Source organism: Actinomyces sp. W5033 (genome assembly GCF_051303165.1).
The window spans coordinates 182,815-205,309 of the sequence record NZ_JBPPGD010000002.1; the positions used below are offsets into that span (position 1 = coordinate 182,815).

17 protein-coding genes are annotated in these 22,495 nt (G+C 70.5%); 13 read left to right on the forward strand and 4 right to left on the reverse strand.

The window, feature by feature from the left end:
- Positions 1–3 precede the first annotated feature (3 nt).
- Positions 4–2,451, reverse strand: coding sequence for a glycoside hydrolase family 3 protein (locus tag ACSJJR_RS02310; protein ID WP_435941909.1), 2,448 nt, complete (start codon positions 2,449–2,451; stop codon positions 4–6).
- Positions 2,452–2,742: 291 nt separating this feature from the next.
- Here ACSJJR_RS02310 and ACSJJR_RS02315 point away from each other — a divergent pair, with 291 nt between their 5' ends.
- From ACSJJR_RS02315 to ACSJJR_RS02335, 5 genes are all read left to right on the forward strand, one after another.
- On the forward strand, positions 2,743–4,041 hold the full coding sequence (locus ACSJJR_RS02315; RefSeq protein ID WP_435941910.1) for an ABC transporter substrate-binding protein: 1,299 nt from the start codon (positions 2,743–2,745) through the stop codon (positions 4,039–4,041).
- Positions 4,042–4,123: 82 nt separating this feature from the next.
- On the forward strand, positions 4,124–5,158 hold the full coding sequence (locus ACSJJR_RS02320) for a carbohydrate ABC transporter permease (RefSeq protein ID WP_435941911.1): 1,035 nt from the start codon (positions 4,124–4,126) through the stop codon (positions 5,156–5,158).
- Positions 5,155–6,024: a carbohydrate ABC transporter permease gene (locus ACSJJR_RS02325; RefSeq protein WP_435941912.1), complete on the forward strand. Its 870-nt coding sequence runs from the start codon at positions 5,155–5,157 to the stop codon at positions 6,022–6,024. The genes ACSJJR_RS02320 and ACSJJR_RS02325 overlap by 4 nt, the downstream gene beginning before the upstream one ends.
- A 143-nt stretch (positions 6,025–6,167) precedes the next feature.
- The gene (locus ACSJJR_RS02330) at positions 6,168–7,853 is read left to right on the forward strand and encodes a glycoside hydrolase family 13 protein (protein ID WP_435941913.1); all 1,686 of its coding nucleotides are present in this window, start codon (positions 6,168–6,170) and stop codon (positions 7,851–7,853) included.
- 111 nt (positions 7,854–7,964) lie between these two features.
- The gene (locus ACSJJR_RS02335) at positions 7,965–8,972 is read left to right on the forward strand and encodes a LacI family DNA-binding transcriptional regulator (RefSeq protein WP_435941914.1); all 1,008 of its coding nucleotides are present in this window, start codon (positions 7,965–7,967) and stop codon (positions 8,970–8,972) included.
- Between the two features lie 135 nt (positions 8,973–9,107).
- Here ACSJJR_RS02335 and ACSJJR_RS02340 read toward each other — a convergent pair whose 3' ends face one another.
- Both ACSJJR_RS02340 and ACSJJR_RS02345 read right to left on the reverse strand, forming a co-directional pair.
- Positions 9,108–9,938, reverse strand: coding sequence for an SDR family oxidoreductase (locus ACSJJR_RS02340; protein WP_435941915.1), 831 nt, complete (start codon positions 9,936–9,938; stop codon positions 9,108–9,110).
- A 212-nt stretch (positions 9,939–10,150) separates the two neighbouring features.
- Positions 10,151–12,646, reverse strand: a complete 2,496-nt coding sequence (locus ACSJJR_RS02345; RefSeq protein WP_435941916.1) for a TIM-barrel domain-containing protein — start codon at positions 12,644–12,646, stop codon at positions 10,151–10,153.
- Positions 12,647–12,858: 212 nt separating this feature from the next.
- Between ACSJJR_RS02345 and ACSJJR_RS02350 the strand changes: the two genes are divergently transcribed.
- Positions 12,859–13,974: a LacI family DNA-binding transcriptional regulator gene (locus ACSJJR_RS02350; protein ID WP_435941917.1), complete on the forward strand. Its 1,116-nt coding sequence runs from the start codon at positions 12,859–12,861 to the stop codon at positions 13,972–13,974.
- A 27-nt stretch (positions 13,975–14,001) separates the two neighbouring features.
- Here ACSJJR_RS02350 and ACSJJR_RS02355 read toward each other — a convergent pair whose 3' ends face one another.
- Positions 14,002–15,228, reverse strand: coding sequence for an ROK family transcriptional regulator (locus ACSJJR_RS02355; RefSeq protein WP_435941918.1), 1,227 nt, complete (start codon positions 15,226–15,228; stop codon positions 14,002–14,004).
- Between the two features lie 143 nt (positions 15,229–15,371).
- On the opposite strand from ACSJJR_RS02355, the gene ACSJJR_RS02360 reads away from it, so the two are divergent.
- The 7 genes from ACSJJR_RS02360 (at position 15,372) to ACSJJR_RS02390 (ending at position 22,357) form a co-directional block, all read left to right on the forward strand.
- The gene (locus ACSJJR_RS02360; protein ID WP_435941919.1) at positions 15,372–16,640 is read left to right on the forward strand and encodes an ABC transporter substrate-binding protein; all 1,269 of its coding nucleotides are present in this window, start codon (positions 15,372–15,374) and stop codon (positions 16,638–16,640) included.
- Between the two features lie 14 nt (positions 16,641–16,654).
- Complete coding sequence (locus ACSJJR_RS02365) at positions 16,655–17,572, forward strand: carbohydrate ABC transporter permease (RefSeq protein WP_435941920.1); 918 nt, start codon at positions 16,655–16,657, stop codon at positions 17,570–17,572.
- A gap of 6 nt (positions 17,573–17,578) precedes the next feature.
- Positions 17,579–18,487 carry a carbohydrate ABC transporter permease gene (locus ACSJJR_RS02370; protein WP_435941921.1) on the forward strand — a complete coding sequence of 303 codons (909 nt, stop codon included), beginning with the start codon at positions 17,579–17,581 and terminating at the stop codon, positions 18,485–18,487.
- Between the two features lie 245 nt (positions 18,488–18,732).
- Positions 18,733–20,589, forward strand: a complete 1,857-nt coding sequence (locus ACSJJR_RS02375; RefSeq protein WP_435941922.1) for an alpha,alpha-phosphotrehalase — start codon at positions 18,733–18,735, stop codon at positions 20,587–20,589.
- Positions 20,590–20,610: 21 nt separating this feature from the next.
- Complete coding sequence (locus tag ACSJJR_RS02380; protein WP_435941923.1) at positions 20,611–21,078, forward strand: AAA family ATPase; 468 nt, start codon at positions 20,611–20,613, stop codon at positions 21,076–21,078.
- A complete protein-coding gene (locus ACSJJR_RS02385) occupies positions 21,075–21,782 on the forward strand; it encodes an AAA family ATPase (protein WP_435941924.1) in 708 nt (235 codons plus the stop codon). The genes ACSJJR_RS02380 and ACSJJR_RS02385 overlap by 4 nt, the downstream gene beginning before the upstream one ends.
- Positions 21,783–21,916: 134 nt before the next feature.
- Positions 21,917–22,357, forward strand: coding sequence for a hypothetical protein (locus tag ACSJJR_RS02390; protein ID WP_435941925.1), 441 nt, complete (start codon positions 21,917–21,919; stop codon positions 22,355–22,357).
- Positions 22,358–22,495 lie beyond the last annotated feature (138 nt).

Sequence of the window (22,495 nt, forward strand, 5' to 3'; positions counted from 1 at the left end):
GCCTCAGGACAGGCCGAGTGCCACCTGCTCCTCCAGGCGGTCCATGGCGGGGCAGGACAGCACCAGGCGCAGGACGTTGCGGGCGGTGCGCTGGAGCTCACCGAGGGTGAGATGCTCGCCGCTGGCGTCCTCGGGGGCGAAGGCCTCGAGGATGAACTGGTCGTGGCCGTCCCCGCGCTTGTCCTGCTCCCAGGTCAGCGCCCCGGGCATGAGGACGTCGTCCTGGGCGCGCAGGCGGTAGGCGGAGTCGGACAGGGCCGGGAAGATCGGGTCCTGGGCGCTCTGGACCCACCAGTCGGTGATGACGACGCCCTCGTAGCCCCACTCGCCCCGCAGGATCGTGGTGACGAGGTCGTAGTTGTGGTAGGACCACACGCCGTTGACCTTGTTGTAGGAGGTCATGAGGGTGCGCGGTGCCGCCTCCTTGACGACCATGCGGAATGCCCGCAGATAGATCTCGCGCAGGGCCCGGGCGGAGACGCGCGAGTCGTGCGCCCACCGGTTGGTCTCCTGGTTGTTGGCCGCGAAGTGCTTGGGGCAGGCGGACACGCCCTGGGACTGGACGCCACGCACGTAGGCCGCCGCGCAGGACCCGGTGAGCAGGGGGTCCTCCGAGTAGTACTCGAAGTTGCGTCCGCACAGGGGGTCGCGGTGGATGTTCATACCCGGGGCAAGCAGGACGTCGGAGCCCTTGCGCCGCATCTCCTGGGCGTGCAGCGCCTCCATGCGCTCGATGAGCGCGGGGTCCCAGGTGGAGGCGAGCGCGGTGCCACAAGGCAGGAGGGAGGCGAAGGCGGACACGCGGATGCCGGAGGGGCCGTCGGTCGTCGTCACCGCCGGGACGCCACGCGCACGCAGCCGGGCGGTGACGCCGCCGAAGGCGCCGGCGTTGCCGGGCACGCCCAGCGGGGAGTTCATGGTGACGTCGCCGTAGGCGAGCTCGGCGAGGTCCGCGGGCTCCAGGGAGGCGATGAAGGCGTCGAGGCTGACGGTGCCGGCGGCCACGTCTTGCAGGGTGGAGCCGGTGGCGGGGGCCTCGGCGATGGGCGCGGGCAGGCGCGCGAGGATCCGCTCGCGCAGGTCCACGGTGCGCACGGGCACGGGCTCAGTGCTGCGCCGGGCCGTGCCGTCGGCGTCGTAGACCACGCTCCAGCGCTCGAAGGGATGGCAGGGGTCTGGCGCCAGGGCCTCCTCGAGCCGCTCAAGGACCTCGGTGCCGGCGACGGTGACGGTCCCAGCCAGGGTGGTCTCGCGCACGCTGAGCCCCACGTGCAGGGCGTGCTCGCCGGCCTCGAGGACCCAGGCGTGGGGGTGCCCGGTGGCGCCGGAGTCGTCGAAGGAGGCCAGGCGCTCGACGGTGAGGGTGAGGGTGAGCTCCTCGTTGTCGCCGGGAAGGACCTCGCCGGTGCGGGCGAAGGCGACGAGCTGGCGCGCCGGGACCCCGAGCCGGGCGCGGGTGGCGGGGGCGGCGTAGACCTGGACCACCGTGGAGCCTGGGCGAGGGCCCGTGTTGGTGGCGCTCACGGTCAGGCTCACGCTGTCGCCGTGGCGCTCGGGGGCGGTGGCGCTCAGGGTGAAGGTGGTGTACCCCAGGCCGTGGCCGAAGGGGAACTGGGCCCGCTCGGGGGCGAAGGTCTCGAAGTAGCGGTAGCCGACGAAGACGTCCTCGCTGTAGTCGTTGTGCTCCTTACCGCCGAAGAAGGCCGAGGAGGGGTAGTCCTCGTAACGGTAGGCGACGGTGTCGGGCAGGCGCCCGCCGGGCTCGGTAGCCCCGGTGAGCACGTCGGCCACGGCCCGCGCGCCCTCCATACCGCCGGGCCAGGCGAGCAGGAGCGCATCGACGTCGATCTCCTCGGCCCACGACAGGTCCATGACGTTGCCGGAGTCAATGACGACGACGGTGCGCTCGAAGGCGTCTGCGGCCCGCTCCAGCAGGGAGCGCTCGGCGTCGGTGAGCAGGTAGGAGCCGGGCTCGAGGACGTTCTCACGGTCCTCGCCGGCGGCGCGGCCGATGACGACGACGCCGGTGCGGGCGCGCTGGGCGGCGGCGGTGATCGCCTCGTCGGACAGGGGCATCTCCTGGAGGTGGCGCGGCCACTGCCCCCACTCGGCGCTCGGGGGACGGTGGGCGGCGCACCAGGAGCGGTAGGCGCTGGCGAGCTCGGCGTCTACGGCGACGCCAGCCTCGGCCAGGCAGTCCAGGAGGTTGGTGGTGTAGGGCGGGTTGACGTCGCCCCCGGAGCCGTAGCCGACGGCGAACCAGTCGAGCTGGACGCGTCCGAGGACGGCCACTGCCTCCCCGGGGGGCAGGGGCAGGGCGTCATTGTTGGTGAGCAGGACGGTGCCCTCGGCGGCGGCCCGGCGGGCGAGGGCCACCAGGTCGGGATCGACCCAGCGGTCCGCTTGCGGGTCCGCGCTTGTGAAGCCCTGTGCGACCTCGCTCGTCGTCATGATGTCTCTCCCTCGGGACGGGGCCGGCTCCGTTGCCCGGCCTGGGGGACAGCGTATCGGAAGTCACTATCTGGTCGGTAGGTATGTGGGTCGATGGCACTCGGGAGGCTGTGGTGTCCCGCCAGGCCGACGCAAGGTCACGGTTCGGTATCGGCTGCCGGGTGGTCTTCGTGATCGACGCGCGTCGATGTAACGTGGTGCGCGCCACGTCGTCGATGCGCGTCGAAGTCACTTGAGGGCCCCCACCCTCCGCGCCGTCGCGGCTCCCGTGTTTCAAGGAGGAAACCCCCCATGGCAAACGCACTCCCTCGCCGTCGGTTCATCCAGGGCTCAGTGATCGCCGCCACCCTCACCGCGGCTGCCGCCTGCTCCAAGGGATCGGGCGGCTCTGGTGGCTCCGGCGGCTCCGCCGCCCTCGAGGGCACCGGCCCCATCACCTGGGTCCAGGGCAAGGACAACTCCGGCGGCAAGGTCCAGGCGCGTATCGACGAGTGGAACGCCGCCAACCCTGACGAGAAGGTCACCCTCATCGAGCTCTCCGCCGAGGCCGACCAGCAGCGCCAGTCCTTCGTCAACAACGCCCAGACCAAGTCCGACGCCTACGACGTCATCAGCGTCGACAACGTCTGGGTCGCCGAGTTCGCCGCCAACCAGTGGATCGTCGAGCTGCCCAAGGACGAGCTCCACTACGACGACGTCATCGACAGCGTCTACGACACCGGCCTGTACATGGACCGGCTCTACGGCATGCCCTTTGCGACGGACTCGTCCATCATGTTCTACCGCAAGGACTTCCTGGCCGAGGCGGGCATCACCGAGGTCCCCACTGACTGGGACGGCATCAAGGCCGCCATCGACGCCGTGCGCAAGCTCCCGGGCCACGAGAGCATCGGCGGCTTCGGCGGCCAGTTCGCCAAGTACGAGGGCCTGACCTGCTGCGCCAGCGAGTTCGTCAACACCTTCGGCGGCTCCTACTACGACAGCGAGAACAACGTCTCCATCAACACCCCCGAGGCCATCGAGGGCCTGCAGTTCCTCATGGACGCCTTCAAGGACGGCTACATCCCCCAGCAGGCCCTGGAGTGGAAGGAGGAGGACGGCCGCAACGCCTTCGAGTCCGGCAACCTCCTCTTCTACCGCCAGTGGCCCTACCAGTACGCCAACAACGTCGAGGCCCTGGGCACCGACAAGTTCGGCGTCGCGGCCCTGCCCTCGCTCGACGGACACACCTTCGTGCCCACCCTCGGCGGCCACAACTGCGGTATCTCCGCCTACTCCAAGAACAAGGCCACGGCCCTGAAGTTCATCAAGTGGTGGACCAGCCCCGAGTCCGAGAAGTACGCCCTCGACACCCAGACCCTCGCGCCCATCAACGCCTCCCTCTACGAGGACTCCGAGATGCTCGCGAAGTTCCCCTACCTGCCGACCCTGCGCGAGTCCCTCGACTCCGCTGTCGGCCGCCCGAAGGCCGTCGCCTACGGTGACGTCACCGCCGCCATCCAGGACGCCTTCTACCCGGCGATCCAGCAGCAGAAGACGGCGAAGGAGGCCATCGAGGGCCTCGAGAGCGCCCTCAAGGCGCTGGCCTGAGATCCACTGCTCGATCCCGGTGGTGGGGGCGGCCGCGGTGCCGTCCCCACCACCGGCCGAGCATGGTGCGCGAAGGAGTCCCATGAGCAGCATGTCCTCAGCACAGGCCGTCAACCGTCAGTCCAAGGCCTCCAGGGCTCAGGCCCGCCTGGCCTGGACCCTGATCACACCGACGATCGCGGTCCTGCTGATCGTCATCATCATCCCAGTCTTCCAGTCCCTCTACCAGTCCCTCTTCGGCAAGGCCGGGCTCGACCCGAAGACCGGCTTCGTCTCGGACACCGAGCCCTTCGTCGGGCTGAGCAACTACACCGACATCTTCACCGACGCCGGCACGAGGTTCTGGACCGCCGCCTACAACACGACCCTCTTCGGCGTCGTCACTGTCGTCCTCGAGACGGTCCTGGGTGTCGCGATGGCGCTCATCATGCACAAGGCCATGCGCGGGCGCGGCTTCGTGCGCGCTGCCATCCTCGTGCCCTGGGCGATCCCCACCGCCGTCTCCGGCATCCTGTGGGGCTGGATCTTCAACCAGAACGGCGTCGCCAACGCCATCCTGGGCCAGCACGTCATGTGGGCCTCCGGCAACGCCGCTGCCAAGCTCACCATCATCATCGCTGACGTGTGGAAGACCGCGCCCTACATCGGTCTGCTCACCCTCGCGGGCCTGCAGGTCATCCCCGACGAGGTCTACGAGGCTGCCAAGATCGACGGCGCCAACGCCTGGAAGCGCTTCACCCGCATCACCCTGCCGCTGGTCAAGCCCGCCCTCGTCGTCGCCATCCTGTTCCGCACCCTGGACGCCCTGCGCATGTTCGACCTGCCCTACATCCTCATCGGCCCGCGCAAGGAGAGCGTCGAGACCATCTCCATGCTCGTGCAGGACGAGGCCTCCAACCTCAGGTACGGCTCCGCCGCGGCCTACGCGCTCATCCTCTTCCTCTACGTCTTCATCTTCGCCTTCGCCTTCGTCAAGATCACGGGCGCCGACCTGGGGGCCAGCGTCGAGAGGAAGAAGAAGTCCCCAGGAGGCAGGCTCAACGCCTCCGTGTTCCTGCCCCGGCGCCGTCGCTCCCCCCAGCCCGTCGCCTCCCTGACCGAAGGAGGACGCTCATGAGCACCGCGACCACGGCCGGACCCGGGCTGAGGAAGAAGAAGACCGACTGGGCGGGGATCTTCTCCTCCTTCGGCATCGTCCTCATCGTCATCTACTGCCTGGCCCCCTTCTACTGGATGATCGTGTCCTCGCTGCGGCCGGACAAGGAGATCTTCGAGAACTCCTGGTGGCCGAGGAACCCCTCCTTCGAGAACTACGAGGCGGTCTTCTCCGCCAAGAACAACTTCGCCTCGGGCCTGATCAACTCGCTCATCGTCTCGGTCATCGTCACCGTGGTGGCGCTCGCGGTGGCGACCTTCGCCTCCTACGCGCTGGCCCGCCTGAGCTTCCGCGGCAAGGGCTTCCTGCTGCTCGTGGTCCTGGCGACCTCGATGTTCCCCCTCGTGGCGATCATCGTGCCGCTGCTGAAGAACTTCGCCGCCTGGGAGTGGATCAACACCTACCAGGCGATGATCATCCCGGACCTGTCCTTCTCCCTGCCGCTGGCGGTGTGGAACCTCACGAGCTTCTTCCGGCAGATGCCGCTCGAGCTTGAGCAGTCCGCCATGGTGGACGGCTGCACCCCGGGGCAGGCCTTCCGCAAGATCATCCTGCCCCTGGCAGCCCCCGGCATCTTCACCACCGCCATCATCATCTTCATCGGAGCCTGGAACGAGTTCCTCGTCGCCGTCACGATGATCAACGACCCGGCCATGCAGCCCGCGACCGTGCTGCTGTCGAAGTTCACGGGCGCCGCCCAGTTCAACACGCCCTTCGGCTCCCAGATGGCGGCCGGAGTCATCATGACCCTTCCCCTGGTCATCATGGTGCTGCTCTTCCAGCGCCGGATCGTCGCCGGCCTCGCCGCCGGCGGGCTCAAGTCCTGAGCCTGCTCGGCCCGGGCGCGCACTGCGCCCGGGCCGGGAGCCCGGCGGCGCGGCGGGGCACGGGCCCGTCACGCCGCCGCACCAGGGCCGCCCACCGCCCGCGCCGTCCTGAGCCTCTCCTCATCCAGACAAGGACGTTCTGCATGACCGACGCACAGCCGCCTGCCCGCACCGACCTCGACGCCTGGTGGCGCGACGCCGTCATCTACCAGGTCTACCCGCGCTCCTTCTGCGACTCAGACGGCGACGGTCTGGGCGATCTCAAGGGCATCACCTCCCGGCTGGAGCACATCGCGTCCCTGGGCGTGGACGCCCTGTGGCTCTCACCCTTCTACCCCTCGCCCCAGGTGGACGCCGGCTACGACGTCGCCGACTACTGCGACGTCGCCCCCGAGTACGGCAGCCTCGCCGACTTCGACGCGCTGGTGGCCCGCGCCCACGAGCTCGGACTCAAGGTGGTGGTCGACCTCGTGCCCAACCACTCCTCGGACCAGCACGCCTGGTTCCAGGCGGCCCTGTCCGCCGGCCCGGGCTCCGCCGAGCGCGCCCGCTACCTCTTCCGCCACAGCCCGGACACGCCCCCGAACAACTGGGGCAGCCTCTTCGGCGGACCCGCGTGGGAGCCGGTCCAGCCCCTGACCGGCAAGGACGAGGACCGCGGCTGGTGGTACCTGCACCTGTTCGCCCCCGAGCAGCCCGACTTCGACTGGACCAACCCCGAGGTCCACGAGATGTTCAACGACGTCCTGCGCTTCTGGGCGGTCGAGCACGGTGTGGACGGCTTCCGGGTCGACGTCGCCCACGGCCTGGTCAAGGCCGAGGGGCTGCCCGACGACGAGGTCGGCCCCGACCGCTGGGGCTCCGACGACGAGGAGCCCGGCAAGCCCAAGGCCCCCGACATCGGCCCCATGTTCGACCAGCCCGGTGTGCACGACGTCTACCGGCAGTGGCGCGGCGTCCTGGACGCCATCCGCCCCGAGATCCTCCTCGTCGCCGAGGCCTGGGTGCAGCCGCCCTCCCACACGTCCATGTACGTGCGCCACGACGAGATGAGCCAGGCCTTCAACTTCGACTTCCTCAAGTCCCCCTGGGACGCCGGGCACCTGCGCCAGGTCATCGACACCACCACGGGGTACAACGACGCCGTCGGGGCACCCACCACCTGGGTGCTGTCCAACCACGACGTCGTGCGCCACACGAGCCGCTTCGGCTACCCGCCGGGCACGAGCACCGAGCGCGGCATCGGCGCCGACGACCCCCAGCCGGACGAGGCCCTGGGGCTTGAGCGCGCCCGTGCGCTCACCCTCTTCGCGCTGGGGCTGCCGGGCAGCGCCTACCTCTACCAGGGCGAAGAGCTCGGGCTGCCCGAGCACACGACGATGGCCGACGAGGCCCGCCAGGACCCGACGTGGCTGCGTACGGGCCACCAGGTGCGCGGCCGCGACGGCTGCCGGGTGCCCCTGCCGTGGTCCGCGGAGGGTCCCTCCTACGGCTTCAACGACACCGGCGCGAGCTGGCTGCCCCAGCCGCCGGGCTGGGGACGCTTCGCCCCTGGCGGTCAGGACGGCGTGCCCGGATCGACCCTCGAGATGTACCGGTCCGCGCTCCGGACGCGTCGCGAACGGCATCTGGGCCGCGGCGCCATCGAGTGGCTCGACGCCCCCGAGGGCGCCCTCGCCCTGCGCAACGGCGCGACCGTGATCGTGCTCAACACCACAGCGGAGCCGGTCAGGATGCCGGTCGAGGGCGAGGTGCTCGTGCGCTCCTCAGCCTCGACCGCGGCCGGGGGCGTGCTGGCGCCCAACGCCTGCGTGTGGATGGCGATCTGACGCCGCTGTACACACGCCGTCGGCTCTGGGACCCTCGCCGTGGCGGGCCCGCCCCGCCGCAGACACAGTGCGACAACGGCCCCTGGGGCCCTGACCTGAGGAGGACCTGCGATGCCGGTGACGCGCGCGGACGTCGCCCAGCTGGCGGGAGTATCGCCGTCAACCGTCACCTACGTCCTCACCGGTGACCGCTCGGTGTCCCGGGGTACGCAGGAACGCGTGCTGAGGGCTGTGGAGAGGCTCGGCTACCGCCCCAACGCCTCGGCGGCCGCCCTGGCCTCCCACCGGGTGCGCAGCGTCGGCGTCCTGCTGCGCATGCGACGCGCCGCCGTCGAGGCCGGAGACCTTCTCTACGTCGACGGCGTGCGCTCGCGCGTGGAGCCCGAGGGCATCCAGGTGGTCGTGCCCATGGGTCTGCGTGAGGACCCCGTTGGCGGCGTGAGGGCCCTCATCCGCTCCCAGTCGATCGGCTCGGCGATCCTCATGGACGTGTCCTCCGACGACGAGCGCGAGGAGGTCCTGCTCAAGGAACGGGTCCCCACCGTCCTCATCGGACGCTCCGGAAGGCTGGGTGGTGCCCCGAGCATCGACGCCGACTTCGTCCAGAGCGCTGTCCTGGCCCTCAGCCACCTGGCCGAGCTCGGCCACCGGCGCGTCATGCTGCTCACCCGGGTGGACGACGACGACCGCGCCCGCGCCTACGTGCTGCAGCGTGGCGCCCTGCTGAGCGGCTCGCAGAACCTGGGCATCACCGGCGTCCTGCGCTGCCTGCCCTCCAGCCCCGTGCACGGGGCGCGGCTCGTGGGCCGCAGCGGTCTCGTGCAGGGCTGCACCGCCGTCGTGAGCAACAACCCCGCGGCGCTGTCGGGGATCCTGGCGGGGGCCGCGGTCCTGGGCCTGCGGGTGCCTGAGGACCTGTCGGTCGTCTCCATGGGCGTCGACACGGCGCTGGGAGTGGACAACCGGCTGGTGACCGCCTCGACCATTGACGCCCACGCCATGGGCTACGAGGCGGGGAACCTGCTGCTGCGTCTCATCGCGCGGCCGGGTCTGGAGGAGCACCTGCTGCACGCCCCCAGGCTGTACGAGCGCGGGACGACGGCACAGCCCCGGCACTGAGCCGCGCACTGAGCCGTGCACCGGCTCCGGGACTGGCCCGCGGGAGCGGCCCACCGTGCACTGACCCCGGGACCGGCCCCGGTGCTCACCGCGGTGCCGGGGCGCTGGCCCGTCACTGACCGGGACGGTCGGGGCTCACAGCCCCCAGCGGCGGAACCCGCCCTCCGCCGAGATGACCTGTCCGGTGACCCAGGCGGCGTCGTCGGTCAGCAGCCAGCAGATGAGCCGGGCGGGGTCCTCGGGCCTGGCGGGCACGCCCCCGGGGAAGGCGGGTGCCAGAGCCTGCTCCAGCTCGGCGTCCATGTAGCCGGTGTTGACCGGCCCGGGGTTGACGGTGTTGAGGCGGATGCCACGGTCGGCCAGGCCGTCGGCCAGTGAGGACGTGGCGCCCACCAGCGCCGCCTTGGAGGTGATGTAGGCGATCTCCTCCGCCATCGGCCCCAGGATCTGGCCCGAGCTCATGAGGACGGCGCTGCGGCGCGCCCGGCCCTGGGCGGGGGCGTCACCGGGACGGTCGTCGGGCAGCGCGGCCATCGCCTGGAGCAGGAGGAGCGAGGCGCGGGCGCCGACCTGCCAGTGGTGGTCGAGGTCCGCGGCCGTGATGTCCTCCAGACGCCCGTCGTGGCCGGACGAGGCCTGGTTGCACACGAGGGCGTCGACGCCGCCCAGGGCCTGGTGCGCCCGCTCGATGACACGGGCGGGCGCCTGCGCGTCGCGCAGGTCCTCGCTCAGGTGCTCCAGCACCGCGCCGGGCGCCAGGTGGCTGCGCACGGAGTTCATCGTGGCCTCGATGCTGTCCGCGCCCCAGGGCTGCTCGGCGTCGTGGGGCGAGTAGTGGTGCAGGAGCAGGGAGGCGCCCATGTCGGCGGCCAGGCAGGCGATGGCGTGGCCGATGCCGGCACGGCGGCTGACGCCGGTGACGACGACACGACGTCCGGCCAGGGGAGCGGAGGGCAGCTGACTCATGCGGCGATCGTCGCACACCGGCCCGGGCGGCGGGGCGTGCACGTGCGGGCAGGCAGGTGCTGGCCCAGGGTGGCTGCCGCCGTCGGGCCGCCTGCGGGCGGGCGGGCGGGGGTGCGAGGGTGGGGCCGCGGCCCACGTCCGCGGAGGATGTGTGTGGGCCGGGCACCGGCCGACCTTCCGGTGCCCGGCCCTGTCGCCTGGGGTCGCAGGCCTCAGACGACCTCGGAGACCGCCGCGATGACGTCCTCGGGGACCCCGGCCGCGCGCATCGCCGACAGCAGGGTGGTTCCCGTGGCCCCCGCCTCGACGGCGACCCAGGCCCGGTCCTTGACGAGGTAGTCGATCTCGGCGGGCTCCAGCAGACGGAAGACCTCCTGCGCCACAGCCGGGGTGCGCACCGACACGCCCTCCAGCTCCACTCTCACGCCCTCGGCGGGCCGCACGGTTCCCAGGGGGACGTCCACCCCGGCGCCCAGGGTGAATCCGTCAGCCTCGCGCTCGCGCACCTCGGCCGGGCGGCCGACGACGGTGGCACGGCCCACCGCCGTGCTCAGCAGGTGCAGGACCACCTCGCGCTCGACGGGCGCGACGCCCTCGGGCCCCTCCTGGGACAGCTCCACGCGGGCGGTGCCCGCCGCCGCGTCCCAGGACAGGCGGACGCGGGTGCGCACGACGGCGTCCTGGCCGGGTGAGGGCGAGCCGTCGTCCTCCTCCATGACGAGCTCGCCGTCGGCCCCGGGCACGAGGAGGAGCCCCAGGGCGCGCGGGTTGGAGCCGGCCGCCTCGGTGAGGTCGTCGGCCAGGGGCACGATGGCGCCGGCGCGGGCCAGGACCGGGACCTGGGCGAGGTCTCGGTGGAAGGTCAGGCCGTGGCCCTCGGCGCCGACCACCTCGTAGCGTCGGCCGGTGGGCAGGTCGAACCAGACCCCCTCGGGCACCCAGGCGGACTCGCTCGCCAGGGTGCTCACCGCGTCGGCGCGTGTGGTGACCGGGATGACGAGCAGGTCGCCGAAGAGGAACTCGCGGCGGTTGTCGTAGGCGCCCAGGCGCCAGGGGTGGTCGTGGAAGACGGGTCGGACGGGGCCGACGCCCTCGGTGTGGGCACGCCGGGCCCACGTGTACAGGTAGGGCACGAGGCGGTGGCGCAGGCGCAGGTAGGCGTCCATGGTGGCGCGGGCGTCGCGCGAGTAGCGCCACGGCTCCTTGGAGTTGAACACCGAGTCAGTCGAGTGCAGACGGTTGATGGGTGAGAAGCAGCCGAGCTGGACCCAGCGGGCGGCCATCTCGGAGTCCTTCTGGCCGAGCATGTGGCCACCGATGTCGTTGGACCACCAGTAGTAGCCGATGTTGGCGGCGGTGGCGGTGAACTCGGGCTGGAAGCGCAGGGAGTCCCAGGTGGCGTAGGTGTCCCCGGAGAAACCGACCGGGGTGCGGTGGCTCGAGGCGTCGGCGAAGCGCGAGAAGGTGACGGGACGACGCCGGTAGGTCTCGGTGCTGCCGTCGCTCAGCGTGCGGGTGCGCTCGCGGCCGGAGTCGAGGTAGTGCACGTGGTTGAGCATCCACAGCGGGTCCAGGCCCGGGACGTCGGTGACGCCGCCCTGCTGCCAGTCGAGCCACCAGAAGTCGACGCCCTCGTCCTCCAGGGGGTGGTGGGCGTGGGTGAGGTAGGCGGCCACGAAGTCCTGGTCTCCCACGTTGAAGGCGATGTCCTCGCCGCTGGCGGGGTCCTTGCCCATCGCCCGCATCATGGGCTCGTAGGCGGCCTCGTGGCGGCGCACGCCGGCGGCCGGGTGGAGGTTGAGGGTCACCTGCATGCCCCGCTCGTGCAGGGCCTGGAGGAAGCCCCTCGGGTCGGGGAAGAGGTCGGTGTTCCAGGTGTAGCCGGTCCAGCCGTTGCCGATGGCGGGGTCGATGTCCACCCAGTGCCAGTCCATGTCGATGACGGCCACGGAGAAGGGCAGGCCCTCGGCCGCGAAGCGGTCCATGAGGTCGAGGTAGGACTGCCCGGTGTACGCGTGGTACCTGCTCCACCAGTTGCCCAGCAGGGTGCGCGGCACGAGCGGGGTGGGGCCAGTGAGGGTGAAGAAGTCGGCAAGGGCGCGCCTGTACTCCTGGCCGTAGCCGAAGAGGTAGAGGTCCTCGTCGCCGGTGGAGCCGTCCACGGAACTGGCGCCGGGGCGTGGACGGACCCACTCGTCCTGCTGCACGAGCAGGGAGCGCGAGTCGTCGATGACGCTCAGGCCGTGCAGGGCGAGCAGGCCGGGCTCCACGCGCACCCGGCCGTCAGCCTCGTCCAGGGTGCGGCAGGTGCCGCCGAGGTTGGTGGGGAAGGCCTCGTCCGGGTCCCAGGTGTCACCGTGGTACCAGGTGCCGCCGTGGAGGTTGAGGACCCCGGTGCGCAGGGAGACCTTGAGACCCGAGCGGGAGAAGCCGCGCGAGGGCTGGTAGGTCAGGTGCAGGTGCTCGGTGAGGACCTCGACGCGGTCGGCGCCGCGGCGCACCTCGAAGTCGGGCACGGGCCCCAGGTCCCGGCAGACGACGAGCTGGGTGGCGGCGTCGGTGAAGGTGCCGCTGGCCGAGCGCTCCATGCGGATGAGGCGGTCGGTGAGGACGGTGAGGCGGACGTCGTCGCCGACCGTGACGACGGCCTCGGGGCGCGCCGGCGCCAGACGCAGGTCGGCGGGCGCGTCGGACAGAGGTGAGGGCATCGTTGTTCCTGTGGCCGGGGCCGGGGCGGGGACCACGGCCGGGGGTTTTCCGTTAAACTACTTTCACGGTACGCGGCCTCCTCGGGCGCGGTCAATCACCCAGGGGGCGGGACTGGGACACGGCCCGGGGGCGGCTCAGGAGGCGGCGGTTGGGTAGCCTGCTGGAGAGCCGCCGGCCGCCCGGCCCCGGCCGCCCGAGCAGCGAGGAGCCCATGACGACCCTGCGTGACGTCGCTGAGCGCGCCGGTGTGAGCGCCATGACGGTGTCGAACGTCGTCAACGGCCGCACGGGCAAGGTCTCCGCCGCCACCCTCGCGCGCGTGCGGACGGTCATCGACGAGCTGGGCTACGTGCCCAACGCCCAGGCTCGCGCGCTGGCAGGCTCCTCCTCCCGGCTCGTCGCCCTCGTCTACGGCGCGGTCCTGGCAGGGCGCCCGCCGCTGTCGATGAGCCACGAGTCGCTGTTCGTCGGCGCCTGCGAGCAGGCCTGCCAGGACCGGGGCCTGGCGCTCATGCTGTGCGCCGCGGCCGACGGCGAGGAGCCCGCCGAGGCCCTTGCCGCCCGGCTGCGCGGCTGGTCGGTGGACGGCGTCATCTGCCTGGGCACCCTTCCCGACGCCTCGCGCCGACGCCTGGCCACCCTGGGCCTGGCGGTGGTGGAGGTGGACCACGCCGCCGCCGCTGAGCGGCCCGGCGCCCTCGTCGTCGGCATTGACGACGTCGGAGGCGGGCGCCAGGCGGGGCAGCGGCTGCGCGAGGCCGGGCACCGACGCGTCATCATGGTGGGCCCGGACCCGGCGGTCGGGCCTATCGACGCCGACCGCCTGGCCGGCCTGTGCCAGGGCCTGGGCGCCCGGGTGGAGGGGCAGGGCGGTGACGGCGCGGGTGGCGACGCGGTTGTCGAGCACATCGTGTCGGGCCAGGCCTACGACGACGGCCTTGCCGTCGGAGGCGGGCTCGCGGCGCGCCTGGCCGAGGGGGAGCGGGCGACGGCGGTCTTCGCCTCCGGCGACGTGCTGGCGATGGGGGTGGTCGCCGGGCTGCGCCGTCACGGCGTGGACGTGCCCGGGCAGGTCTCCGTCGTCGGCATGGACGGCTTCGAGGTCTCCCTGTACTGCGAGCCCCCTCTGAGCACGGTGCGCCAGCCGGTCGAGCGCAAGGCTGCCGAGGCGGTGAGGCTGCTCGTCGCCGCGCTCGAGCGCGACGGCTGCGCATCGAGGGAGGGCGGCGTCCAGAACGAGGGCAAGACCCCGTCCCAGCCGGCGCAGGTCGTGACGCTGCCGGTGGACTGGCGCGAGGGCGGCACGCTGGCGGTGGCCCCGCGCTGAGGCCGACGGTGCGCTGAGGCCGACGGCTCACAGCGTCCCGGCGATGCGCGAGCGCAGGGCGAGCACTGCCGCGCCACGGGCCCACTGGGTGCGGTCGTGCTCGCGCACGACGATGTCCAGCGGCTGGGCGCTGGCCCGCCGCACCGCCGCGATGCCCACCATGACCTGCTCCTCGAAGAGCGCGGCGATGCCGGCGCGCTCGCCGGCCACGACCACCTGCTGCGGCAGGGTGAAGGCGGCGGTGATGCCGATGAAGCGACCCAGGCGTCGCGCGAATGAAGTGCACACGGCCACGGCCTCGGCGTCGCCGGCCTCCGCCAGCTCCACGATGCGGCGGGCGCCCGCCTGCCGGTTCGGGTCCCGGCTGCGGCCGGCGGCGGCCAGGCGCTCGGCCCAGGCGCGCTCGAGCGCGGCGTCGGTCAGGCAGGACATCGCGGGGGAGGAGACCGGGGGGCGGGCGCCGTCGGGGACGGGGACCAGGCCCATGAGTCCCAGCTCGGAGTCGGGAGAGGAGATGACCTCGCCGTTGACGACGAGGCCGTAGCCGATGCCGGCGCCGACCGTCACGAGGCAGAAGCGCTCGTGCTCGCGCCCGGCCCCGAACCACAGCTCCTGCTCGCTCATCGCCACCAGGTCGTTGCCGACGAGGGTGGACACACCGGTGCGCGCCTGGACCGCCGCGGCCAGGGGCACGCCGTGCCAGCCCAGGAAGATGGCCTCGTCAACAACGCGCCCGTCGCGGCTGGATCCTCCCAGCGTCAGTCCCAGGCCGGTGACCGGCACCGGTGTGCCGTGCCCGTCGTGGGCCTGGGAGCGCAGGTCCTCCACGGCCTGCGCCAGCAGCGCGACGACGGCGTCGGGACGGTGGTCGGTGACCTCGCGGCGGGTGGTCGTCAGCACCGTCAGGCGCAGGTCGGTGAGCACGGCGATGAGACGGTCGCCGGAGAGGGCGACGCCGATGAGGTGCTCGAGGTTCGCGTCGACCGTGAGGTGGGACTGCGGCCGGCCGGTGGCGCGGACCTGCTCGGTGATGGCCTGCAGCACGCCGGCGTCCAGCAGTGGGGTGCTGAGCCGGGTGACCGAGCCCGCCGAGATGCCCACGCGCTCCATGAGCCCGGCGCGTGACATGCGTCCGCGGCGCAGGAGCTCGAGCACGATCCGGCGCTGGGAGTCGCTCAGGCCCGCCCAGATGGACGCGTCGGGCGTGATGGCGGTGTCGGCGGCCGGCGGCATGCCGTGGTCATGGGGGCTCACGGCACCATCCTGCCCGACGGCGGACACGGACGACGAGGGGTTGCGCACGCGTTTATTTTGGAACAAAATATTCCCGCGGGCGCGCCGACGCCCCGACCACCTCGACACCCACTCCCTTCGCAAGGACGCATGGAGGTCCCTTTATGACACCACTGAGCAGGCGCTCCTTCCTCGCCGCGGCGGGGACGACGGCGCTCGCGGCCGCGGGCGGAGCGCTCGCGGGCTGCTCCGCCGCCGACGACGGCAAGGTCCACCTCGAGCTCTTCCAGTTCAAGAGCGAGGCGATCGGCCTCTTCGACCGCATCTGCGACGAGTTCAACGCCGCCAACCCCGACATCCTCGTCACCCAGAACTTCCAGGCGGACAACGTCACCTCCTTGCGCGCCCGGCTCGTCAAGGGCGACATGCCCGACCTCGTGACCATCAACGGCGACTACAACTACGGGGCCCTGGCCCGCACCGGTGTCTTCGCCGACTTCTCCGCCACCGGGCTGCTCGACGGCGTCAACCCCACCGTCGGCGGCATCCTCAACACCCTGGGCACCGGCGCCGAGGGGGAGACCAACGGAGTCGCCTTCGCCGACAACGGCTCGGGCATCATCTACAACAAGGACATCTTCGACACCGCCGGCCTCGAGCCGCCGACCACCTGGGCCGAGCTCATCGAGGTCTGCGACGAGCTCCAGGCCCAGGGCATCAACCCCTTCTACTGGGCCACCAAGGACAACTGGACGGGCGCCCCCGCCTTCTCCTCCCTGTCCGGCTCCTTCCTCACCGACGGCGTCGCCGCCTGGTACGAGCGGCGCCGCGTCATCGACGGCAGGACCTCCTTCAGGGAGCTGACCCCCGTCTTCGAGAAGATGCTCCGGGCCTACCAGTACGGCAACGCCGACAAGGCCGCCCTGGGCTACAACGACGGCAACCAGGGCTTCGCCCAGGGCAAGGGCGCCATGTACTGGCACGGCACCTACGCCATCCCCGCGATCCGCTCCTACAACCCGGACATCAACCTCGGCACCTTCGCCACCCCCGCCGAGGACCCGGCCGACACCAAGGTCGTCTCCGGCGTCGACGTCGCCTTCACCATGGGCAAGGACCCGGCCCACCCCGAGGAGAGCCTGCGCTTCCTCCGGCACGTCATGAGCGAGGCGAGCATGTCCGCCTACTGCGATGAGCAGACCGCCTACCCGACACTGACCAGCCTGACGGCCGACGACCCGGCGCTGGAGGGCCTGCAGCCCTACTTCGACGACGAGCGCCTGGCCACCTACTCCGACCACAACTTCCCGCAGGCCATCACCCTCAACGCCTACATCCAGAAGTACTTCTTCGACGGCGACCTCGAGGCGCTCATCTCGACCCTGGACACCCAGTGGGACAAGGTCATCCGACGCATCAACGAGACGGCCTGAGACCGAGGACAACCATGACCACCAGCACCACCACCGCCGCGCGCGCCCGCACGGCACCCGCCCCCAACAAGCCCAAGCCGATCGACCGCGCCTTCGTGTGGATGATCGTGCCCGCCGCCCTCGTCTTCACCGTCCTGCTCACCATCCCGCTGCTGACCGGGTTCTTCTACACCTTCACCAGCTACCACGGCTACGGCGAGTGGCACTTAGTGGGCCTGACGAACTACAAGAACCTGTTCCAGGACGACATCATCTGGGGCTCGTACCTGTTCACCTTCAAGTACGCCATCGTCGCCTCGGTGCTGACCAATGTCATCGCCCTGGGGCTGGCGCTGCTGCTCAACTCCAAGCTCAAGGCGCAGAGCCTGTTCCGCGGCGTGTTCTTCGTGCCCTACATCCTGCCGGTCCTCGTCGTCTCCTACATCTTCAGCTACCTGTTCACCAACAACCTGCCGCAGATCGGGCAGGCACTGGGCTGGGAGTGGCTGAGCACCTCCCTGCTGGCCAACGAGGACCTCGCCTGGCTCGCCATCGTCGTCGTCGGCGTGTGGCAGACGGTCGCCTACAACACCATCATCTACCTCGCCGGGCTCCAGACCGTCCCCGAGGAGATCTACGAGGCCTCCGCCCTCGACGGCGCCGGTCCCGCCCGCCGCTTCTGGTCGATGACGCTGCCGCTGATCATCCCCTACCTCGGCATCAACATGGTCCTGTCCTTCAAGGGGTTCCTGGGCGTCTTCGACCAGATCGTCGCCCTGACCAGCGGAGGCCCCGGCACCGCCACCCAGTCCATCTCCTACCTCATCTTCAAGAACGGCTTCCAGGGCGGCGAGTACGCCTACCAGACGGCGAACGGCATCATCTACTTCCTCATCGTGGTGCTGCTGTCCTTCGCCCAGCTGCGTTTCACGCAGAGCCAGGAAAGGGTCTGATCCGCCATGAGCACGACAACCTCCTCCACGACGGGCGCCACGCAGATCGGCGCCGGACCCGCCTCCGCCTACAGGATCCGCCGCGGCGACCGCGGTGCCTTCGGCGGCACCAACTGGTGGACCACGCTGCTCGTGGCCGTCCTGAGCCTAACCGTCCTGGTGCCGCTGTACTTCACGGTCGTCACCGCCTTCAAGACCCCGGCCGAGCTCGCCGCCTCCGGCTGGGCCCTGCCCGAGCGGTGGCACCTCGACAACTTCGCCGAGGCCTGGGAGATGACCGCCTACCCGCGGCGCGTGCTGACCTCGACCATCATCACCGTCGGGGCGACGCTCTTCACCATCCTGACGAACTCGATGGTCGCCTACGCGCTGGGCCGCAACATGCACCGGCGCTGGGTCAAGATGCTCTACTACTACTTCGTGGCGGCCCTGTTCGTCCCCTTCCCGATCATCATGCTGCCGGTGGTCAAGGAGACCGCCATGCTGCACCTGGACAACGAGGCCGGGCTCATCCTGCTGTACGTCGTCTACGGCCTGGCCTTCAACATCCTCATGTACACCTCCTTCATCAAGTCGATCCCGGAGGAGCTGGAGGAGGCGGCCGCCATCGACGGTGCCTCGCGGTGGGGCATCTTCTGGCGGGTCATCTTCCCGCTGCTGTCGCCGATGAACGCCACCGTCGGCATCCTCACCTGCCTGTGGGCGTGGAACGACTTCCTTCTGCCCCTGGTCATCCTCACCGACCAGTCGAAGGCGACGCTGCCGCTGGCGCAGTACGTCTTCCAGGGGCAGTTCAACACGAACTACCCGGTGTCCTTCGCCTCCTACCTGCTGGCGATCACCCCGATGTTCGTCGTGTACGTCTTCGCCCAGCGCTGGGTCATCTCCGGCGTCATGCGCGGCTCGCAGAAGTGAGGTCGCCGGCCGCCGGGACCGGGAGCCCGGCGGCCGCCCTCACCTCCGGCATCCACCACCCCAAGTGGTTTATCGCTCCACCCGCTGAGGCGTACGCTCCTGCCACCGGCACGGCCGTGTGCCGCAGCACCTTCGCTGCCCGACTCGCCGACCGTCGAACCGTCCGGGGTACCCGGAGCCCGGACGCCTACCCTGCGAACGCCGCGACACCGCCGTCGACTACCCGCACCGCCCCAGGAGGACCCATGAGCTACCCCGCCCTCGTCACCAGCCCCCGCCACGTCGGCCAGGACGCCGACTGGTGGCGGCGCGCCGTCGTCTACCAGGTCTACCCCCGCTCCTTCCAGGACACCGACGGTGACGGCTACGGCGACGTCCCCGGCATCACCCGCCGCCTCGACCACCTCGACACCCTGGGCGTCGACGTCGTCTGGCTCAGCCCCGTCTACCGCTCCCCCCAGGACGACAACGGCTACGACATCAGCGACTACGAGGACATCGACCCCCTCTTCGGCAGCCTGGAGGACCTCGACGACCTCATCGCGGGCCTGCACGCGCGCGGCATGCGCCTGGTCATGGACCTCGTGGTCAACCACACGAGCGACGAGCACCCCTGGTTCACTCAGTCCCGCGCCTGCCGGGACAACCCCAGGCGCGACTGGTACATCTGGCGCCCGGCGCGCCAGGTCGAGGGCCTGGCACCGGGGGAGCCGGGGACCGAGCCCACCAACTGGGGATCCGCCTTCTCCGGCTCGGCATGGCAGTGGGACGAGACCACCGGCGAGTTCTACCTCCACCTCTTCTCCGTCAAGCAGCCCGACCTCAACTGGGAGAACCCCGAGGTGCGCACCGCGGTCTACGACATGATGGGCCGCTGGCTCGACCGCGGCGTCGACGGCTTCCGCATGGACGTCATCAACCTCATCTCCAAGACCTACCCGCTGGCCGACGGCCCCCAGGGGGAGGGCGACCTCTACGGCTCGGGATTCGCCGCCGTGGCCAACGGCCCGCGCATCCACCAGTTCCTGCACGAGATGAACGAGACCGTCTTCGCCCCGCGCGGCCGCCACGTCCTCACCGTCGGGGAGATGCCGGGCGTCACCCTGGCGGACGCACCGCTGTACACCGACCCCGCCCGCGGCGAGGTCGACATGGTCTTCCAGTTCGAGCACGTGGGCCTGGCCGAGGGCCCCGGCGGCAAGTTCGACCCCAGGCGCGTGGACATGAGCGCCCTCAAGGACAACCTCGCCGCCTGGCAGGCCGCCCTCGCACCCGCCGTTGATGAGAGCGGCCGCGTCACCGGCGAGCTCGGTTGGGGATCGAGCTACTGGGACAACCACGACCAGCCCCGGGCCGTCTCCCGCTTCGGGGACGACGACCCCGCCTGGCGCGAGACCAGCGCCAAGACCCTCGCCAGCATCCTGCACCTGCACCGCGGCACCCCGTACGTCTACCAGGGTGAGGAGATCGGCATGACCAATGCCGTCTTCACCGGCCTGGAGTCCTACCGGGACCTGGAGTCCGTCAACCACTACCACGAGCGCGTCGCCCACGGCGACGACCCCGAGCGCGTGCTCGCCTCCCTGCCGACGAACTCGCGCGACAACGCCCGCACCCCCGTCCAGTGGGACGACAGCCCCCAGGCCGGCTTCACCACCGGCGCGCCCTGGATCGACGTCAACCCGAACTACCCCGTGCTCAACGCCGCCGCCCAGGTGGGTGTGCCCGGCAGCGTCTTCGAGCACTACCGGGCCCTCATCGCCCTGCGCCACGAGGACGAGGCCGTCGCCCTGGGCACCTTCCGCCTGCTCGATGCCGGTGAGGCCGGCTCCTGGTGCGTGCTGCGCGAGCACGTCGGTGCTGACGGGACGCGCGAGCAGGTCCTGCTGCTGGCGAGCCTGACCCGCGAGGGGATCGCCCTGACGGAGGGCTCGGCGCTGTGCGCCCTGCTCGCCGAGAACGGTGTCGACCTGGCCCAGTGGGCCGGTGCTGAGCGCCTGCTCCTCGCCTCCCTGCCCGCCGAGGACGCGGCGGCATCGGGCACCGGTGCCCCGGAGCGGCTGGAGGGGTGGGACTCGGTCATCCTGCGCCGCAGCCTGTGAGGACCGGTTAGGGTCTGGTCCATGGTCCACGCGCGACTGACACAGGTGCGGCTCGATCGCTTCAAGTCCTACCGCGATGCCGAGGTGGCACTCGGCCGCCTGACGATCGTGACCGGACGCAACTCCAGCGGCAAGTCGAACATCCTCGACGCCATTGAGGTCCTCGCGCGGCTGTCCGGCGGCGAGTCACTTGCTCAGGCTCTGGACGGCGCGGGCCGGGAGCGTGCACCCGTGCGTGGGGGCTCTCGTGGTTGTGCACCCTTCGGTGAGGACGCCTTCGGCCTGGGGTGCCAGATCGACCTGGGTGGGGACAGCATCCTCGACTACCACATCGAGGTTGAGGTCGAGCCGGTCCTGAGGGTACGCCGCGAGCGCCTGGAGGAACGGGGGGGGCGACATCGCGCGTGTGGTTCGAGGTCCGACATGAGCGGGCGGGCAGTCTTCAGGTCGCCTACGCCAACGGCAAGCGAGGCCAGAACCCTCAGGTGAGCGTGCGGGACGACCGCAGTGTGCTGGGGCAGCTGAAGACGGTGATCATTGCCGAAACTAAGACAACCCGGGAGCTCTTCGACCGGACAGCGATCGTGAGCGCGGTCCTGGGCAACACCTTCCACCTTGATCCGGTGCCACCGCTCATGCGGGACTACGTCTCCCCGCGCGAGTCCCGGCTGCGCAGGAACGGGGAGAACATCGCCTCGGCGGTTGCGGACCTCAGAGGCAGGGACCCGGCACTGTTCAGCCGGCTGGAGGACATAGTGCGTACGGTCGCCGACTGCGACGTTCGCGCGCTTGACTTCTCGCACACTGACGACCGTCAGATCATGCTCGCCCTCGATGAGAGACGCGTGCCCAAGACCTCCGCCCGACTCATGAGCGACGGACTGCTGCGATTCCTTGCGGTGGCGACAGCGCTCATGACCGCGTCCACCTCGCTTGAAGTCGGTGAGCCGGACGCTGTCGGATCCTCCCGGGATGGGCATGTCCCCGGGGTCCTGCTCGCCATCGAGGAGATCGAGAACGGGCTCCACCCCTCGCATGCGGCGCGTCTGCTTGAGCTCGTGGAGGAGTCAGCGAAGCAGCCTGGTGTGTCGGTGCTACTGACCACCCACAGCCCAGCCTTGCTGGACGTTCTGAGTGGGGACCTCCTGAGCAGCGTCGTCGTCTGCCACGCTGGCCGGATCTCACGGCTGTAGGACCTACCGGGATACGCCACGGCCATGGCCGGCGGAACACTTGGCAGAGTGGTCTCCAAGGGCGAGCTTGTCTCCGATGAACAGGGCTCCCATCCCGACTACAGCGAGTTCATGCGTCTCATCGGAGTGGATGCATGAACGTCTGGTTCATCGACTCCTCGGTGCTCGACCATCTCGTCCACGTCCCGGGATGGTCTAAGCCCGGCTCGGAGGACCGCGCAAGGATTCAGACGCTCATGAACGAACGTTCCCAGAACAAGGATGGGTTTGTCCTGCCGATCACCGCCGTCATCGAGACGGGAAACCACATCTGCCAGGTCAACAACGGTGATGAGCGTCGAGACGCTGCTGAGAAGCTGGGCAAGATCCTTCAGCTTGTCGTCGACGGCAGAGCGCCCTGGGTCCTTGACGAGGTCCAGTGGGACGGGACCTTTCTTCAGCAGTTCCTCGACGGGGGTAGCACCGGACAGCCTTGGATCGATCTCGCTACACAGGGCAAGAACGGCCTGGGTGGGGGAGACCTGACTCTCCTCGTTGAGCGCGACCAGTACTGCGCGCACGGGACTGACGCCTAAGCGCGTGAGGATCTGGACGCTTGACACCGCGCTGGAGGCCTACGCCTGAGACAGGGACGCACGCTCATGTGAGTCGGTGCCGCGCTCGATCCGCAAGATTCCAGTGGTTTCCGGCATGAGTGTTGTGGGTCGCTTAGC